Annotated in this window: 17 protein-coding genes, 1 other RNA gene and 1 pseudogene; 8 read left to right on the forward strand and 11 right to left on the reverse strand. The window is 73.5% G+C overall.

Going from position 1 to position 17206, the window contains the following annotated elements; genetic code table 11:
* Nucleotides 1-283: 283 nt before the first annotated feature.
* From WN71_RS14445 to WN71_RS14455, 3 genes are all read left to right on the forward strand, one after another.
* Nucleotides 284-1009, forward strand: coding sequence for a DUF4142 domain-containing protein (locus tag WN71_RS14445; RefSeq protein WP_240529656.1), 726 nt, complete (start codon nucleotides 284-286; stop codon nucleotides 1007-1009).
* Nucleotides 1010-1170: 161 nt separating this feature from the next.
* Nucleotides 1171-1491 (forward strand): hypothetical protein, encoded by a 321-nt coding sequence (locus WN71_RS14450; RefSeq protein WP_079177858.1) that lies wholly within the window; start codon nucleotides 1171-1173, stop codon nucleotides 1489-1491.
* 7 nt (nucleotides 1492-1498) lie between these two features.
* Entirely contained in the window at nucleotides 1499-1741 is a 243-nt protein-coding gene (locus WN71_RS14455) for a hypothetical protein (protein ID WP_046583030.1), read from the forward strand.
* A gap of 72 nt (nucleotides 1742-1813) precedes the next feature.
* On the opposite strand, the gene WN71_RS42695 is transcribed toward WN71_RS14455, so the two are convergent.
* The 5 genes and pseudogenes from WN71_RS42695 to WN71_RS14480 form a co-directional block, all read right to left on the reverse strand.
* Entirely contained in the window at nucleotides 1814-2167 is a 354-nt protein-coding gene (locus WN71_RS42695; RefSeq protein ID WP_046583032.1) for a hypothetical protein, read from the reverse strand.
* A complete protein-coding gene (locus WN71_RS14465) occupies nucleotides 2164-2652 on the reverse strand; it encodes a hypothetical protein (RefSeq protein WP_046583034.1) in 489 nt (162 codons plus the stop codon). The genes WN71_RS42695 and WN71_RS14465 overlap by 4 nt, the downstream gene beginning before the upstream one ends.
* A 151-nt stretch (nucleotides 2653-2803) precedes the next feature.
* Nucleotides 2804-3206, reverse strand: an RNA gene (gene rnpB, locus WN71_RS14470) — RNase P RNA component class A.
* A 118-nt stretch (nucleotides 3207-3324) separates the two neighbouring features.
* Nucleotides 3325-4104, reverse strand: a pseudogene (locus WN71_RS43450) (DMT family transporter); the annotation flags it as partial.
* A 76-nt stretch (nucleotides 4105-4180) separates the two neighbouring features.
* Nucleotides 4181-5005, reverse strand: coding sequence for an AraC family transcriptional regulator (locus tag WN71_RS14480; protein ID WP_046583038.1), 825 nt, complete (start codon nucleotides 5003-5005; stop codon nucleotides 4181-4183).
* Between the two features lie 202 nt (nucleotides 5006-5207).
* Here WN71_RS14480 and yaaA point away from each other — a divergent pair, with 202 nt between their 5' ends.
* Nucleotides 5208-5990, forward strand: a complete 783-nt coding sequence (gene yaaA, locus WN71_RS14485) for a peroxide stress protein YaaA (protein ID WP_046583040.1) — start codon at nucleotides 5208-5210, stop codon at nucleotides 5988-5990.
* 173 nt (nucleotides 5991-6163) lie between these two features.
* Entirely contained in the window at nucleotides 6164-6811 is a 648-nt protein-coding gene (gene eda / locus WN71_RS14490; protein ID WP_046583042.1) for a bifunctional 4-hydroxy-2-oxoglutarate aldolase/2-dehydro-3-deoxy-phosphogluconate aldolase, read from the forward strand.
* 53 nt (nucleotides 6812-6864) lie between these two features.
* On the opposite strand, the gene WN71_RS14495 is transcribed toward eda, so the two are convergent.
* The 3 genes from WN71_RS14495 to WN71_RS14505 are packed head-to-tail and all read right to left on the reverse strand — an operon-like array spanning nucleotide 6865 to nucleotide 10204.
* Entirely contained in the window at nucleotides 6865-8595 is a 1731-nt protein-coding gene (locus WN71_RS14495; RefSeq protein WP_046583044.1) for a histidine phosphatase family protein, read from the reverse strand.
* Between the two features lie 11 nt (nucleotides 8596-8606).
* Nucleotides 8607-9350 carry a CT398-like coiled coil hairpin domain-containing protein gene (locus tag WN71_RS42280; RefSeq protein WP_079177859.1) on the reverse strand — a complete coding sequence of 248 codons (744 nt, stop codon included), beginning with the start codon at nucleotides 9348-9350 and terminating at the stop codon, nucleotides 8607-8609.
* Nucleotides 9347-10204, reverse strand: a complete 858-nt coding sequence (locus tag WN71_RS14505) for a Nif3-like dinuclear metal center hexameric protein (RefSeq protein ID WP_046583048.1) — start codon at nucleotides 10202-10204, stop codon at nucleotides 9347-9349. The genes WN71_RS42280 and WN71_RS14505 overlap by 4 nt, the downstream gene beginning before the upstream one ends.
* 198 nt (nucleotides 10205-10402) lie before the next feature.
* On the opposite strand from WN71_RS14505, the gene WN71_RS14510 reads away from it, so the two are divergent.
* Nucleotides 10403-11716: a hypothetical protein gene (locus WN71_RS14510; RefSeq protein ID WP_046583050.1), complete on the forward strand. Its 1314-nt coding sequence runs from the start codon at nucleotides 10403-10405 to the stop codon at nucleotides 11714-11716.
* A gap of 107 nt (nucleotides 11717-11823) precedes the next feature.
* On the forward strand, nucleotides 11824-11985 hold the full coding sequence (locus WN71_RS41905) for a hypothetical protein (protein WP_167382927.1): 162 nt from the start codon (nucleotides 11824-11826) through the stop codon (nucleotides 11983-11985).
* Nucleotides 11986-12135: 150 nt separating this feature from the next.
* On the opposite strand, the gene WN71_RS14515 is transcribed toward WN71_RS41905, so the two are convergent.
* From WN71_RS14515 to WN71_RS14525, 3 genes are all read right to left on the reverse strand, one after another.
* The gene (locus WN71_RS14515) at nucleotides 12136-13113 is read right to left on the reverse strand and encodes a 3-oxoacyl-ACP reductase (RefSeq protein WP_046583052.1); all 978 of its coding nucleotides are present in this window, start codon (nucleotides 13111-13113) and stop codon (nucleotides 12136-12138) included.
* Nucleotides 13114-13125: 12 nt separating this feature from the next.
* A complete protein-coding gene (locus WN71_RS14520) occupies nucleotides 13126-14202 on the reverse strand; it encodes a Zn-dependent alcohol dehydrogenase (RefSeq protein WP_046583054.1) in 1077 nt (358 codons plus the stop codon).
* Nucleotides 14203-14347: 145 nt separating this feature from the next.
* On the reverse strand, nucleotides 14348-15205 hold the full coding sequence (locus WN71_RS14525; protein ID WP_046583055.1) for a MaoC/PaaZ C-terminal domain-containing protein: 858 nt from the start codon (nucleotides 15203-15205) through the stop codon (nucleotides 14348-14350).
* Between the two features lie 508 nt (nucleotides 15206-15713).
* On the opposite strand from WN71_RS14525, the gene WN71_RS14530 reads away from it, so the two are divergent.
* Nucleotides 15714-17108, forward strand: coding sequence for a sensor histidine kinase (locus tag WN71_RS14530; RefSeq protein WP_052742921.1), 1395 nt, complete (start codon nucleotides 15714-15716; stop codon nucleotides 17106-17108).
* Nucleotides 17109-17206: the final 98 nt, after the last annotated feature.

A 17206-nucleotide genomic window follows, 5' to 3' on the forward strand; every position in this document is an offset into this window, starting at 1 on the left:
CGGCGACGAGCCGGGAAGGATCAGAAGTGCGGGAATGGACCTGGCCCTTCCCGGTCGCCGATCCATGATCGGCCGTCAAGTACCCCGCCGCGGTAGGGGCCATCGGTCCCTTCCCGGGCCCGCGGATAGGGCCGAACGGCCCTTCTTCGCGCCGCTGGGCGGTGGCGGACGTTCGCCGATCATCGATCTTTACGAACCCATGACGAGCACAAAAGGTTCTGCGGAACCCTCTCATCCGTATGCAGGTGTGTGCGGGATCCGTAGAACCGGATCAGGAGAAACGGTGCTCGTTTCACGAAACGTGGCGGGATCTCTCTTTGTCGGTGGCGCGCTCAGCGTCACCCTGGGCTCCCTCCTCTACCCCGCCATGCTCGGAGTCCAGAAGGTCAACGCCGCCCCCGCGCGGGTCATCGCCACCCCGGCGACCGGACCGCTGACGCAGGCCGACCGGGATTTCGTGGTCCAGGTGCGCTCGGCCGGACTGTGGGAGTACCCCGTCGGCCAGAGGGCCGCGAAGAAGGGGACGACGAAGTCGGTCCGCAGCGCCGGGGAGCAACTGGTGGACGGGGACGCCTCGTTGGACGCCGCCTGCCGCAAGGTGGCCGAACAGCTGGACATCGCGCTGCCCAACCGCCCCTCGACGCAACAGCAGGGATTCGAGACCCGGTTGAGCGCGGAGAGCGGCAAGGAGTTCAACGTGGACCTGGCCACCACGGTGCGCGCGTCGAGCGGCCAGTTCCTCAACACGGTCGCGAGCGTCCGCACGACCACGAGGAACTCGCTGGTCCGCGCGCTGGCCGACCAGGTCAACGACATCGTCCTGGACCACATCAAGGCCGTGGAGAAGACCGGCCTGGTCGACTTCGACCAGGCCCTGGCCCAGGAGACGGCCTCACCGGGCCCACCGGCCGCGGACCTGACCCCGCCCCCCGCGTCCGCGGGCGAGCCACAGGTCGTCCTCACCCCACCGGCGAACAGCACGACCTCGCCGACGCCGACGGCGGGATGACCACCCGGGGCCGAACCACCCACACCGACCACCCGCCGACCGGGTTCGGCCCCGGCGTGCCGCCGCCCGCGGCGGCACGCCGCTGACCCTCACCTCTCAAACCCGCGAGGCGTTCGCACGGGTCGAACCAAGGTGCGGAGGCAGTCACTGACGGAGCCGGGATGACACATCTTGACTGTTGCGTCTTTACTCACATCGTTCGCGGCAGGGGCCGCCGCATCACGTATCAGAACGCCGGCGTCGACTGCGCCTTCGTCGGCGCCCTGAGCACAGGTTTCTGCAACTGGCGGATCGACTTCACCTACTCCGACGTCGACAACCGGACCTACCGCACGTCGCGCGGCAAGGTCCACGACGAATGCAAGATCGACCCCATGCGAAACAACTCTCCACAGACGCTGCCTCGTTATGGCAAGGCGTGCGCGCACCTTTACGTCAACGGCGTGCGCCGCGTGAGCCAGTGCCACCACATCACGAAGTGAGTACGTCATGATCGAGCAGCAGCGCAAGGAAGACGACCAGGCATGCGCCACCCGGCGGCACAGAGCCGGCCTCGCCGCTTTCCTCACCGGACTGATCGCCACGCTGGTGTTCTTCGCCGCCTGCCCGGGCCTGCCGCATGTCATCGACTGGGGCGCCATCTTCACGGCCGTGGCCGTGGGCGGGCTGTCGCGGTGGGGGTGGCTGGCGTGGATGAGGCGGGCAGCGCGCACGGCGGAGAACAGGAAGTAATAGGCCGCAACAAGAAGGCGCCGCCAAGGACATGGCCCGACGGCGCCTTTTGTTTGCTGCTCTTCACCGCCCCTAATCCGTGGCCTTCGGGTGCCGGAGGCTTGCGTAGACCAGCCACACCTTGCGGCTTTCTTCGTCGACCAGGTACCAGAGTCGGCCGCCGCCGGTGATCTCGATCTGCCATTGCGGAAGCCGCTTGCCTCTGAAAGTAACCTCTGCCAGGTCGTACTTCAGCTGATGGTGACGCTCAGTCTGCTCCACGGGACGCGGGTCGGTACGCATGTGCGCCCACGCCTTGGCCGCGTTTCCCGGAGCCTTGTTGCAGACTTCACGCCACCCCTCGACGGCCCGCGTCTCCCCGAAGCGGACGTCGTATTCTCCTCGGCCGGGAGGTGGTGCGACCCGGTCCCCCTTCTTCGGGCTCACTCGCCGGGAACCTCCGGCGGCTCGACCGGGCCGAGGTCATCGCCCTTCGGTTCGGTGAGTGCCTGGCGCAGCTCAGGGTCCGCATGGACCAGGGCTGTCGACTTCCAGGCGGCGATGACAGGAGCCAGGAGACTGACATTGTCGAGGTCGACAGCTGCGCGTGCGGTCTCCACGAACTCGACCAGGAACTCTCGCACAGCTGCATCCGGCAGGTAACGGACCCAAGGGAACGCGTCCGGGAAGACATGGGTCAGGATCTTGACTGCCTGGGGGTCGCTTTTCATCATGGCGACGAAGATGCGTGTGGTGGAGTCGACCGCCAGCACGGCTTCCTCGGCACGTGCGGCGGTGGTCAGGTACAAGTCTTCTTCGCCACGGCGGTGCAGGCGGATACCTCGGTGAGCGTTGCTCTGCATACGCGCGATGGTGTCCGTCGGCTTCTGTAGAAGCTCCGAGAGGTTCGCTTCAACGGGCGTGGTGGTCATGACTTCAAAAGTAGTTCAGAAGTCCGACAACGTCCACCGCTTTCGCGTGGCCGACAGGCGTCGAACAGGTCGAGCCCTGAGCCTTCCGAGCATCCGGGCGATCACTAGTCAGCGAAAAAACACTATGCTGACCTGCGCAAATGAGGAGCGGCAGACGAGTCGGGCTGTACGCCGGGTTCTGTCGCCCGGCTGCCTCGCGGCGGCCGGGGAGACGGCCATCCATCTAGGGCCGGCGTTGCCGCCGGCCTCGTGCGGTCTACCCGCGGGCTCGGGCGGGCAGCCCTCGAACGCTCGCGCAGAAGCACCGGGGTGCTTCCTTTTGACCTTGCTCCGGGTGGGGTTTACCTAGCTGCCCAGGTCGCCCTGGGCACTGGTGGTCTCTTACACCACCGTTTCACCCTTACCCGGCGCCGAAGCGCCGGGCGGTCTGTTTTCTGTGGCACTGTCCCGCGGGTCACCCCGGGTGGCCGTTAGCCATCACCCTGCCCTGTGGAGCCCGGACGTTCCTCGGGAAGCCCCTCAAGGGGACTCCACGCGGCCGTCCGCCCGGCTCGTCTGCCGTGGCGACCATGTTACCGGCCGCGCGGGGGCCTTCCGCGCCGGTCCCGCCGTGGCGAGCACCGAGCCCGCCAGGATCAGCACGAACGCCGCCAGGACGCCCGCCGTCAGCCGTTCGCCCAGGAACAGGGCGCCCGCGGCGACCGCGATCGCCGGGTTGACGTACGTGATCACCGTCGAGCGGGTCGGGCCGACCTCCTTGATCAGCTCCAGGAAGGCCACGAACGCGAGGGCCGTGCAGATGACGCCGAGGCCGGCCAGGGACGCGAGGACCGATGTCGACGGCATCTGCGCGGGCCAGGTGGCGGCCGCGGCGGGGGCGTAGACCAGGGCCGCCAGCGCCAGGCACGGGGCCGTCAGCTGGAGGGTCGGGACGTTCTTCAGGTAGCGGGCGGCTATGAGGGGGGCCGTGGCGTAGCCGACGACCGTCAGCGCCACCTCCGCCAGGGACTTCGCGTCGCCGCCGGTCAGGTGCGGGATGGTCAGGACGGCCACGCCCGCGAGGCCCAGTGCCAGGCCCGCGACGCGCCGTACGCCCAGGTGCTCCGTCGCGCCGAAGAAGCGGGACAGGACCACGCCGACGATCGGCACGCCCGCGATCAGCAGGCCCGCCGTCGAGCTGGACAGGTGCCGCTCGGCGTCCGTCAGCGTGAACCAGGGGCCGATGATCTCGATGCACGCGAACGCCAGCATCGGCGCCCAGTGCGCCCGTACCGTCCGCAGCAGGCCGCCGCCGCGCAGCGCGAACGGCAGCAGCAGGGCCGCGCCCAGGGCGCAGCGGGTGAACACCACCATCGACGGGGACAGGTCGTCCACCGCCACCTTGATCATCAGATAGGGGATGCCCCAGACGACTCCCATCAGGGAGAAGAGGAACCAGCCGCGTGCAGTCATATGAGTAGTTTCCGGCGGACGCACCGATGGGTCTTGAACGCCGTTGCGCTCCTCCCGCGCGACGAGGGCCCAGGCGTCAGGCCTCCAGCGTCCGCACCCCGCTGCGGTACGCCGCCGGTGTCACCCCCAGCACCCGGCGGAACCAGCGGGTCAGGTGCGCCTGGTCCGCGAAGCCCACCACCGCCGCCACCTCCGCCGGGCGCAGGCCCGCCTCCAGCAGCCCGCGGGCCCTGGCCACCCGGTGCTGGGCCAGCCACGCGTACGGCGGGATGCCCATGGTCGTACGGAAGGCGCGCAGCAACTGGTAGCGGGACAGGCCCAGGTCCGCGGCCAGGTCGGCGAGGGAGGGCGGGGCCGTCAACTCGTCCGCGAGGCGGTCGCGGACCAGCCGGGCCACGCCCGCCGCGCCGGGCACCGCGTCCGTGTCCGCGCGGGCGGTGGAGTGGCGGCGGGCCAGCGCCGTCAGCAGCCACGGCAGCCGGGACTCGGCCTCCAGCGGGTCGGGGCAGCGGGCCAGCTCGGTGTGGGCGGTCCGCAGCGCCGCGGCCAGTTCGGGGTCGTCCAGCAGCGGCTCGCGGAAGTGCGGCAAGCCGCCGAGGACGCCGTCGGCGAGCAGGCCGGGGGCGGCGTACAGGGCGCGGTAGGCGTAGCCGCCGGTGGCCTCACCGGGGCCGCCGGTGTGCATCTCGCCGGGGGCCAGCACCACGATCGAGCCCGGCCCGGTGCGGATGTGGCCGCCGCGGTAGTCGATGATCTCCGTCCCGCCGACGCACACGCCGATCGTGTACTCGTCGTGCGCGTGCGGGGCGTAGACGTGCTTGTCGAAGCGGGCCGTCAGCAGGTCGAGCGGCGGCCCGCAGCGGCCCAGTCGCGCCCTCGTCCACAGCGCCTCCTCGGGCATCGGCCACCTCCTCGTCGGATCGCTTCCCGTGGCGGACCGCTTCCCATGGCTCCCCGCGGGTCTCTTCGTGGCCCGTCCCCGTCACGCAACGCCGGGCGGCCCGATTTCATGCCCCGGCACCTCCGGGCGCGGCCACGGCTCCGGGCCGGGCGTGCCGCGACACGCCGTACGCTGTCCGGGCAGCCCTACAGAAGGAGTACGTGTGCTGGTCCTGCTGCCCCCCTCCGAAGGCAAGGCGTCCTCGGGGCGCGGCGCCCCGCTGAAGCTGGAGTCGCTGTCGCTGCCCGCCCTCACCGCGGCCCGCGAGGCCGTCGTCGGCGAGCTGGCCGAGTTGTGCCTGGCGGACGAGGACAAGGCGCGCGAGGTGCTCGGGCTGAGCGAGGGGCTGCGGGGCGAGGTCGCGAAGAACGCCGGACTGCGCACCGCCGGCACGCGGCCCGCGGGCGAGATCTACACCGGTGTGCTCTACGACGCCCTCGACCTGGCCTCGCTGGATCCGGCCGCCAAGCGCCGGGCGGCCCGCTCGCTGCTGGTCTTCTCCGGGCTCTGGGGCGCGGTCCGGGTCACCGACCGGATCCCCTCCTACCGCTGCTCGATGGGGGTCCGGCTGCCCGGGCTCGGCGCGCTGGGCACCCACTGGCGGGCCCCGATGGCGGCGGCGCTGCCCGAGGCCGCCGGGGACGGGCTGGTCCTGGACCTGCGCTCCGCCGCCTACGCGGCCCCCTGGAAGCCGAAGGGCGAGGTCGCCGGGCGCACGGCGAGCGTTCGCGTGCTGCACGCGCCGACCCGGAAGGTGGTCAGCCACTTCAACAAGGCGACCAAGGGGCGGATCGTGCGCAGCCTGCTGGAGGCGGGCGCGGCGCCCGCGGACCCGGCGGAGCTGGTGGAAGCGCTGCGGGACCTCCGCTACACGGTCGAGGCGCAGGCACCGGCGGGTGCCGGGAAGGCCTGGCAGCTGGACGTGCTCGTGGACGAGGTGCACTGACCCACGGCGGCTGACCCAGGGCGCCCTCGGTGGCTGACCCAGGGCGCCCGCGGTGGCCGACCCTGGGCACCCCCGGTGGCTGGCCCTCGGCGCCCCCGGTGGCTGGCCGTATGGCCGTTGCAGCATGTGCAACGGCCGTTGCGGGGAGTACGCGGGCTCGGCACGATGGCGCCATGACCTCGCCGTCGCCGGTGGCCCCGGCCCTCTCCGTGCTGGATCTGGCGCCCGTCGTCCCCGTCCTGGTCGTCGACGACGCCGAGCGCGCGGTGCCGCTGGCTCGGGCGCTCGTGGCGGGCGGGCTGCCCGCGATCGAGGTCACCCTGCGCACCCCGGCCGCGCTCGACGCGATCCGGGCGATCGCGGCCGCCGTACCGGAGGCGGTGGTCGGCGCGGGCACGGTCGTCGTACCGGAGCAGGTCGCCGCGTGCGCGGCCGCCGGAGCGCGGTTCCTCGTCAGTCCGGGCTGGACGGACACCCTGCTCACGGCGATGCGGGCGTCCGAACTGCCGTTCCTGCCGGGGGTGTCGACCACGACGGAGGTGGTGGCGCTGCTGGAACGTGGGGTGCGGGAGCTGAAGTTCTTCCCGGCCGAGGCGGCGGGCGGTACGGCGTATCTGCGGGCGCTGGCCGGGCCGTTGCCGCAGGCCCGCTTCTGCCCGACGGGCGGCATCGGGCCCGACAACGCCGCCGACTATCTGGCGTTGCCCAACGTCGGCTGTGTGGGCGGCACTTGGATGGTCCCGGCGGATGCCGTCGCGGGTGGGGAGTGGGGACGGATCGAGGCGCTGGCGCGCGAGGCCGCGGCGCTGGGGCGGGCCTGAGCGCCGAATCCGCCTCGCCCTGAGCGCCGTATCCCCCTCGACTCCCGTGCCGGTCAGCGCAGATGTGACGTGTCGTTGAGCAGCCGTACGCTCGCGTTGCCGTCCGCGTAGTACGCCACCGCCGAGACCGACGCCGCCGACAGTTCCATGCGGAACAGGGACTCGGGCGGGGCGCCGAGGGCGAGCCGTACGAACGTCTTGATCGGGGTGACGTGGGTGACCAGCAGGACGGTTCGGCCCGCGTAGGCCGCGACCAGCTTGTCCCGGGTCGCCGCGATGCGCTCCGCGGTGGCCGCGAAGCTCTCGCCGCCGCCGGTCGGCGGGTACGCCGGGTCGGCGAGCCAGGCGTCGAGGTCCTCGGGGTGGCGCTCGCGGACCTCGCCGAACGTGAGGCCCTCCCAGGCGCCGAAGTCGGTCTCGCGCAGGCCGTCCTCGACGCTCACGTCGAGCCCGAGACGGGCCGCGACGATCGCGGCGGTCTCGCGGGTGCGCGCGAGCGGGGAGGCCACGACGGCCTGGACGGTACCGCGGCGGGCGAGCGCCTCGCCGACCCGCCTGGCCTGCTCGCGGCCGACGTCGGAGAGGGAGGGGTCGGTGCCGCCACTGCCGGAGAACCGCTTCTGCGGGGTCAGCGGGGTCTCCCCGTGCCGCAGCAGCACGAACGTGGCCGGCGGCCCGAGATCGGCGGGCGCCCAGCCGGCGGCGGGGGTCTCCTTCGGAGCGGCGCTGTCCTTCGGACCGGATGGGTGGTGGCTCCGGTGACCGGCGGGGGTCCGCTCGCCGGATCGGCCCGTGCCGGGCGGGACCGACGCGGATGGAACCGTCCCGGGCGGGACCGACGCGGAAGGGACCGTCCCGGGCGGCACCGTGCCGGGCGCGACGATCCCGGGGGCCGTGGTCGCCGCGACCGCGCGCGCCGCGCGGACGTCGTCCGCGGAGGTGCCCGCACCGCCGGACGGCACCGCGGCAGCGGCGCCCGACGCGTCGGCGGCCGGGGCCTCAGGGCCGGAGGCGACGGAGTCCGCGGGGGCGGAGGCGCCGCGGTCGGCCGTGGCGGAGGCGACGGGGTCCGCTGTGGCGGAGACGACCGGAGCCTCCGAACCGGAGGCACCCGGCGCCGCCGTACCGGAGACGACCGAGGCCCCCTTACCGGAGGCAACCGGGACCGTCGTACCGGAGACAACCGAGGCCCCCGCACCGGAGGCCGCACCCGCTCGCCCGCCGGCCCCGCCCCGGGCCAGCGCCGCGCGGGCCTTCGCCGCCCCCGCGGCCGCGTCGCCCGGCGGGCCGGACGGCTCCGGGACCGCCTTACGGCGGGCGGCGGCGGACCCCGCCTCCAGTTCCGCGGTCGACTCGGACGGCGACCACTGTTCGCCGCGCCGCCCCGCGTCCATCGCCTCGTTGGCGAGGCGGTCGGCGTGCTTGTTGCGCTCGCGCGGCATCCACTCGTACGTGACCTGGCCGGGCGGGAAGACCCGGGCCGCCTCGGCCGCGAGCGGCTTCATGTCGGGGTGCTTGATCTTCCAGCGGCCCGACATCTGCTCGACGACGAGCTTGGAGTCCATCCGGACCAGGATCCGCGCGGCCGGGTCGAGTTCGCGGGCGGCGCGCAGGCCCGCGACCAGACCGCGGTACTCGGCGACGTTGTTGGTCGCGATCCCGATGTACTCCGCTCGCTCCACGAGGGCCTGGCCGGTCGCCGCGTCGATCACCACGGAGCCGTAGCCCGCCGGGCCCGGGTTGCCCCGGGACCCGCCGTCGGCCTCGATGATGAACTCCCGCACGGCGGCGGCCCCTACAGTCCGGACTCGGCCGTGCGCACCAGGATGCGGCGGCAGTTCTCGCAGCGGACGACCGTGTCGGAGGCGGCCTTGCGGATCTCGGCCAGCTCGGTGATGGCGAGCTCCTGACGGCAGCCCTGGCAGGTGCGCTGGTACAGCCGGGCCGCGCCGATGCCGCCCTGCTGCTCGCGCAGCTTGTCGTACAGCTTGAGCAGGTCCGCCGGTACGGCCGCGGCGACGACCTCGCGCTCCTTGGTGACCGAGGCGGCCTCGCCGTCGATCTCCTCGAAGGCCGCGTCCCGGCGGGCGGTCGCGTCGTCGATACGGCCCTGCACCGAACCGACCCGCTCGGTCAGCTCGGCGACCCGCTCCTGCGCGGACTCGCGGCGCTCCATGACCTCCAGGACCACGTCCTCGAGGTCGCCCTGGCGCTTGGCGAGGGAGGTGATCTCGCGCTGGAGGTTCTCCAGGTCCTTCGGCGAGGTGACGTTGCCGGAGTCCAGGCGCTGCTGGTCGCGGACGGCGCGCTGGCGCACCTGGTCCACGTCCTGCTCGGCCTTGGTCTGCTCGCGGGCGGTGTCGCTCTCCTCGGTCTGCGCGGCCACGAGGAGGTCGCGCAGCTGGGTGAGGTCCTTGGTCAGCGAGTCGATCTCGGCGTGCTCGGGCAGGGACCGGCGCTTGTGGGCGAGCTGCTGGAGGCGTACGTCCAGGGCCTGGACGTCGAGGAGTCGGATCTGGTCGGCGGGCGCGGCGTTCAGTTGGGGGCTCCCATTGCGTTAGAGGTCGGGGCGGACGCCGCGTGGGCGGTCCAGGGGTCGGTGACCGTCCTGGAGACATGGACCCGCAGGTCCCATCCGTGACGGTCGGAGATCTCGTCGAGCTGGGTCGCGGCCAGCTCGCACCAGGGCCATTCGGTGGCCCAGTGCGCCGCGTCGAGCAGCGCGAGGGGGCTCTGTGCGCGCGCCTCGGAGACCGGGTGGTGGCGCAGGTCCGCGGTGAGGAAGGCGTCGACGCCCGCCGCCCGGACCTCGGCGAAGAGGCTGTCGCCCGAGCCGCCGCTGACGGCGACCGTGCGCACCAGCGCCTCCGGGTCGCCGGCCACGCGGATGCCCTGCGCGGTGGCGGGCAGCCGCTCGGCGGCCCGCTCGGCGAGTGCGCGGACGGTGACCGGGTGGTCCAGCTCGCAGACCCGGCCGAGGCCCCGTCGGCCCTCCGGGTCGGTCGGGTCCGGCACCAGCGGCCGTACGACGCGCAGGTCGAGGGCGCCGGCCAGCGCGTCGGAGACGCCCGGGTCGGCCCGGTCGGCGTTGGTGTGGGCGACGTGCAGCGCGATGTCGTGCTTGATCAGGGTGTGCACGGCCCGGCCCTTGAAGGTGGAGGCCGCCACCGTCGTCGTACCGCGCAGGTAGAGGGGGTGGTGGGTGACCAGCAGGTCGGCGTCCAGCTTCACCGCCTCGTCCACGATCTCCTGCACCGGGTCCACGGCGAACAGGACCCGGGAGACCTCCTGATCGGGGTCGCCGACGACCGTGCCGACCGCGTCCCAGGACTCGGCCCGCTCGGCGGGCCACAGGTTCTCCAGCGCGGCGATGACTTCAGACAGACGGGGCACGGGTAAAAGGCTACCTGGCCGGTCTGTGCCGCAGTACCGCCCGCACGGTCGGCGGGGCCGCTCAGCACACCGTCCCCGGCTCCCTCAGGTGAATCGCTTCTGCGCCACCCTTATGTGTGAAGTGGCTGCTCACCGGTCCCCCGTCCGCGCGTGCGAAAACTAGCTTCGTCGGCGGAGGTGACCGCAGGTGATCACACCATGACGGCGTGTGCGATCGAGCCGGCCACGGACGGCGGCGACGAACAGGTGCCACGGACCGCGTCCGCGGACGGCGCGGACGACAGGGACGGCGCGGACGGCGAGGACGGCGCGGACGGCCGGCAGGGCGAGGACGGCCGCGTGGCGCGGGCCGCGTGCGCGGTCACCGCGGACGGCAGCTACGGCGCCCGGCTCGCGGGCGACGACGAGGCCCTGTTCCCGGAGCGCTGGACCCTCGGCGGCCCGGAGCCGTACGCGGTGCCGCTGCCCGGCAACCAGCCCGAGGAGCCCGGCACCGAGGTGCAGCCCATGGGCGACGGGCGGGTGCTGATCCGCCGGCTCGCCGACGGGCGGCACACGTTCGCGCTGCTCTACCCGACCGGCCCCGGCACCGGCGAGCTGCCGCTCGGCGCGGTGGAGTGCACCGAGGAGGACGCCCGGCTGCGGCTGCTGCCGCCCGCGCCCGGCGGAGTGCTCGCCTACGCGCTGGCCACCGGGGCCCACGGCACCGACCTCTGGCTGGTCGCGGGCGGCGCCTTCGGACCCGAGCGGCTGGCGCGGATCCCCGGCCGCTGCTCGGGCGGGGTCTGGCTGGACCGGGCCGGGCGGCTGCTCGCCCTGGACCGGGAGACCGGCGGCCGCACCAAGGCGATCGTGGTCGACCTGGCGCGCGGCGGCGAGGTGTCGCCGCTGCTCCAGATCGCGCCCGGCAGCGACGACCGGCTGCTGCTGGCCGACCCCGACAGCGGCCTGATCCTGATCGGCTCGGACGCGGCCTCGCCCGGCGACGAACGGCTCGGCTGGGGCGTCCTCGGCGGCACGCTGCCGGTGCGCTTCCCGGACTGCCTGCGGCTGCCGGAGTGCACGGTGACGCCGTTCGCGATCCAGCCGGGGCAGGTGCTGACGCCGGAGCACTGCGGGGTGGCGCTGCGCGTCGACGGGCCGCTCGGCAGCTGGGTCGGCGTGTGGCGGCCCGCGGAGCGCCAGGTCCATCACCTCCCGGCGCCGGCCGGCTGGCTGGCCGGCACCGGACTGTGGACGCCGGAGGGCGTACTGCGCCTGCCGTACGCCACCGAGGAGGTGCCGTGCGGCCTCGCGGAGCCGCCGGTGCCGCCGCGGCCGCGGCCGGGGGGCGCGGCCGAGGACACCGGCGCGGGGACCGCGGGTGACGGCGGGGGTGCGGGTGGAGGTGCGGGTGGGGGTGCCGGTGGAGGCGGGCGCGAGGGTGCCGAGCCGGGGGCTGCGGCACCTGCCGTATGCCGGCCCGTACCGTTGCAGCAGGCGCCTCTCACCGGTCGTACGACAAGCAGGTAACGAACTCGTGCCGGTTGGCGTGTCCGCCTGGATTCGACCCGAGGTATGCCGGTTAGACTCGCCCGGCTGTACAAAAGATCATGTTTTTGACGGGGTGGATTTTTCCGATGAGCGACGCCAGTACGACCCAGACGCTGACCGCCGACGTCCAGGGCCGCGAGTCCGCGGGCCACGGCCGGCACCGCGGTCCGGTCGCCTCCCAGGACGCCGAGTCGGCTCCGCACGGGAAGCACCGCAAGCCTGCGGCGGAGACCGAGGTCACCGTCTAGACGGCACACCGAACGGCAACGGCCCCGCCTCTCGTACCCGGTACGGGAGGCGGGGCCGTTCGCGTTTCCGTCACCTGCGCCTTGCCGTCACGTCGTGGCTGATCGCAAGCCGGATACCGCCCCCACCGGCCCGCAAGCCGGGCACCGTCGTCACCGGCCCGCGGGCGGAACACCGCCGTCCCCGCCGGAGGCGCCCCGCCGCAGGCCCAGGACCTCGGCGGCCGCGAAGGTCTCGCCCGCGGGGCGTTCGGCGTAGTGCGGGGTGAGCAGGGCGTCCAGCTCGTCGTAGCTGAAGGTGTCCTGCTTGCTGTCGAACTTCGCCTGCACGCGCGGCCGTTCGACGACGGCCACCATGCCGCCGTGGACGACGAGCAGCTGCCCGTTGATCCGCGCGGCGGCCGGTGAGGCCAAGTAGCCTACGAGCGGGGCGACATGCTCGGGTGCGAGCGGGTCGAGGCCCTCCTCGGGAGCGGCGAACCCCGCGAACACGTCCTCGGTCATCCGGGTCCGGGCGCGCGGGCAGATGACGTTCGCGGTGACCCCGTACTTGGCGAGGGCCAGCGCCGTGGAGGTGGTCAGACCGACGATCCCGCCCTTCGCCGCCGCGTAGTTGGGCTGTCCGGCGGAACCGGCGAGGAACGCCTCCGACGAGGTGTTCACGATCCGCCCGTACACCGCGCCGCCCGTGGCCTTCGCGCGCTCGCGCCAGTGCGCGGCGGCGAAGCGGGTGGTGTTGAAGTGCCCCTTGAGATGGACCCGGATCACCGAGTCCCACTCGTCCTCCGACATGGAGAAGACCATGCGGTCGCGCAGGATGCCCGCGTTGTTGACGAGGATGTCGAGCCCCCCGAACTCGGCGATCGCGCCCGCCACCAGCTCCCGCGCCGCGGCGAAGTCGGCGACGTCCCCGGTGTGCGCGAGGGCCCGGCCGCCCGCCGCGCGGATCTCGGCGGCGACCGCCTCGGCGGGCCCGGCGGACGCCCCGCCCGTGCCGTCGCGGCCCGCCGCGCCGAAGTCGTTGACGACGACCGCGGCACCGAGCCGGGCGAGTTCCAGCGCCTCGGCCCGGCCCAGCCCGCGGCCCGCGCCGGTCACGATCGCGGTGAGTCCCTCCAACGGGGTGGTCATCGGCGCTCCCCGTCAGATCTCGATGCAGGTCCGCAGGGCCGACCCCGTGCGCATCTGGTCCAGCGCCTCGTTGATCTCGGCGAGCGGCACCCGGTGGGTGATCAGCCCCGCGAGGTCGACGCGGCCGGCCCGCCACAGGTCGATGGTCCGCTCGTAGGAGCGCAGAACGTCGCCGCCGCCGTAGAGCGAGGGCAGTATCCGCTTCTCGTCGAAGAACAGCTCGAACATGTTGAGTTGGAGCATGTCGTCCATGGCACCCGCGCCGACCACCACGAGGGTGCCGCCGCGCCGGGTGGTGTCGTAGGCGGTACGTGCGGTCGCCGAGCGGCCGACCACCTCGAAGACGTAGTCGAAGCCCTCGCCCGCCGTGACCCGCTGCTTGGCGTCGGGGAGTTCGTCCGGCGCGACCGCCTGCGTGGCGCCGAACCGCAGCGCCGCCTCCCGGCGGGACGCCACGGGGTCGACCGCGACGATCTCGGCGGCGCCCTTCAGCCGCGCCCCCTGGATCGCGGAGATCCCCACACCCCCGCACCCGATGACCGCGACGGACGAACCGGCCTTCACGTCCGCGGTGTTGAGGGCGGCGCCGAGTCCGGTGGTCACGCCGCAGCCGATCAGCGCGGCGATGTCGAAGGGCACGTCGTCCGGGATCGGCACGGCGCAGCCCGCGTCGACGACGACCTCCTCGGCGAAGGTGCCGGTGCCCGCGAAACCGAAGACGTCGCCGCCGGGGCGGCGGAAGTTGGGGGTGCCCGCGTTCATGAACCCGGCCAGGCACAGCTCGGTCTGCCCCCGCCTGCACGCCGGACAGGCGCCGCAGGCCGGCAGCCAGCAGACCACGACCCGGTCGCCGGGCTTGAGGTGCGTCACGTTCTCACCGGCCTCGACGACCTCGCCTGCGCCCTCGTGCCCGGGGACGAACGGCGCGGGCTGCGGCAGCACCCCGCTCATCGCGGACAGGTCCGAGTGGCACAGGCCGGTGGCCCGCACGCGGATCCGCACCTTGCCGGGGCCGAAGCCCGTCGCCTCGACGTCGTCGAGGACCTCCAGCTTGTCCTGGCCGATCTCGTGCAGTACGGCTGCGCGCATGGTGCGGCTCCCCTCGGAGACTGGTCTGACTCGGGCGGCGCTCCGCTCTCGGGTGGTTCGGGTGACTCGGGCGGTTGAGGTGACTCGGGCGGTTCGAGTGACCCGGCGGATCGAGTGACCCGGCGGATCGAGTGACTCAGATGACTCAGGTGTGTTCGACGACCGTGTCCGCGAGGACCGGCGCGTCGTCGCGGTCCACCGCGCTCACCGCGACCCGCACCGCCCCCTCCTGCCGCCACATCCGGATCCGCAGAGTCTCCCCCGGGTACACCACCCCGGCGAAGCGGGTGCGGTACGCCCGCACCCGGGCGACGTCCCCGGAGAGCAGGGTGTCGACGACCGCCTTGAGCGTGATGCCGTAGGTGCACAGCCCGTGCAGGATCGGCCGGTCGAACCCGGCGAGCTTGGCGAACTCGGGGTCGGCGTGCAGCGGGTTGTAGTCGCCGGAGAGGCGGTAGAGGAGGGCCTGGTCCTCGCGGACGGCCTTCTCGACGATCCGGTCGGGGGTCCCGGTGGGCGGCTCCGACCGGGCCGAGGGGCCGCGCTCGCCACCCCAGCCGCCCTCGCCGCGGACGAAGATCTGCGAGTCGTTGGTCCACAGCGGGCCGTCCGCGTCGGCGACGTCGGTGCGCATCACGAGGACCGCCGCCTTGCCCTTGTCGTACACCGCCGCGATCCGGTTGGTGGCGGTCGCGGTGCCCTCCGTGGGGATGGGCCGGTGCAGGGTCACCGACTGGCCGCCGTGCAGCACTCGGGCCAGGTCCACGTCGATGCCCGGCATGGACAGCCCTCCGGTGACCGCGGGCTTTCCGTTGCCGGCGACGGTGGCGAAGCTGGGCAGGACGTGCAGCCGGGACTCCAGGGTGTAGCGCAGCTCGTCGGGGTCGGTCGCGGGGACTCCGGCGCCGATGCCGAGGTGGTAGAGCTGGACGTCCTTGCGGTCCCAGGTGATCTCGCCGATGCGGGGCTCGGCCGCGAGGGCCTTGGCTGCGTCGATGGGCATGGGTCTCCTCGGGACGGCGCCGGGAAGGCGGGCGGCAGCCTGCGGGCGGCCGGGCTTGGACGACAGGAAGCGTAGGCGGCGTAGATGTGGACGGCCGCAGAGGCGGACGCGTGCGGTGTGTGTGGGGCGGGCGCAGGGGTGCAGACGCGGACGGGTGCGGGTGCGGGCGGGTGCGGGTGCGGGCGTGGGTGGATGCGGGCGGGGTGGATGCGGGCGGGGTGGGCTGGACGGTGGCAGACCCCGGCACGGCCGTCCGCACCGTCGGCCGCGCCGAGGCCGCCACGGGCCGACCTAGAACGCGTTCCAGTCCGGCGCCGTATGTATAGCCGAGCGCGGCGGACTTGTGAAGACTCCTGACGACGTGTCAGCTCCGGGCGCCGGCCCGGGGCGCGGCGGCCGTGACATTTGTCCCGCCCGAGGCCGTACAACCGCCTCTGCCGGCCGGGCGCGGGCGCCGATAGCGTCATAGACGCGACAGGCATCCGATCGGGGGACTGGGGACATGGACATGGCGTTGTGGAGTGCGGTCCGGTGCCGCGTCGAGACCTGGCAGGCGGCGCGCCAGGAGTGGAAGCGGGACATGGAGCGCTTCAAGCAGGCGCAGCGGGCGGCGCGCGGGACGGGCGAGCGGCCCGAGCATCCGGGGCCGCCGCCCACCGGGTTCTCGCTGCTGCCGTGGCTGCTGATGGGGCTGGGCTCGTTCTCCAACCTGCTCCAGGGCAAGACCCCGAACCCGTGGGTCGGCGGCCTCGGCCTGCTGGCCTTCAACTCCCTCTACGTCTACGTCACCTTCCGCTCCTTCGACCGCGAGAAGCGCCGGGCCGTCTCCACCCGGGTCGCGCTGCTGCTGATGGGCCTGGTCACCACGGGTCTCGCGGTCGCCTACGGCGGCAACTGGCTGATGTTCTTCCTGCTCCTCGGCCTCGCGACCGGCGCCACCCTGCGCGGTCCCTGGCTGGGCCGCACCGGTGTGCTGCTGGCCGTGTACGCGGGCGTGGTCTGCGCCTTCAAGTCCGGCTCCGACGCCGTGAACATCGCCTACGGCACCTTCCTGTCGAGCATGGTGACCGCCGCGATCCTCAGCCTGAGCGAGGCGGTGCGCGAGCTGAACGCCGCCCGCGAGGAACTGGCCCGGCGCGCGGTGGAGAAGGAGCGGATGCGCTTCTCCCGCGATCTGCACGACCTGCTCGGGCACACGCTGTCGGTGATCGTGGTGAAGTCCGAGGCGGCCCGCCGGCTGGCGCCGCGCGACATGGACGCGGCGCTCGGGCAGATCACGGACATCGAGTCGGTGGGCCGGCAGGCGCTGACCGAGATCCGTGAGGCGGTCACCGGCTACCGCGAGGGCAGCCTCGCCACCGAGCTGACCCGGGCCCGCTCGGCCCTGGCGGCGGCGGGGATGCGGCCGGTGGTGCGGCAGTCGGGCGCCCCGCTCGATCCGCAGGCCGAGGCGCTGCTCGGCTGGGTGGTCCGCGAGGCCGTCACCAACGTGGTCCGGCACAGCCGCGCGTCGCGCTGCGAGATCACCGTCGCCAGCGCGGCGGAACGGGTACGGCTGACCGTCTCCGACGACGGTGAGGGCGGGGGCGGCGTCGGGGGCGCGGCCCCGAGCCGGAGCGAGGGCCGGGGCGAGGGCCGGGGCGAGGGCGAGGGCCGGAGCGAGGGCCAGGGCGAGGGCACGGGCGAGGGCACGGGCACGGGCACGGCTGCCGCCGGGGCCGGGGCGGGCATCGGCGGGACCGGTCTGAAGGGGCTGACCGAGCGCCTCGCGGCGGCGGGCGGCTCGCTGCGGGCCGGCCCGTCGCCGCGCGGCGGCTTCACGGTCACCGCGGAGCTCCCGACGGAGCCGACCCCGGCACGACCGGCTCCGCTGGAACCGGTCGCACGGGGGTCGGCCAGGTGACCTTCGGCCCGCGGGCCCACGGGGCACGGACTCACCGGCCCGCGGACCTACGGGGTCACCAGCCCAGGGGCTCAACAGCCCACGGGCTCACCGGCCCA

Origin of the sequence: Streptomyces mangrovisoli (assembly GCF_000974985.2) — a bacterium.
Classification (GTDB): domain Bacteria; phylum Actinomycetota; class Actinomycetes; order Streptomycetales; family Streptomycetaceae; genus Streptomyces; species Streptomyces mangrovisoli.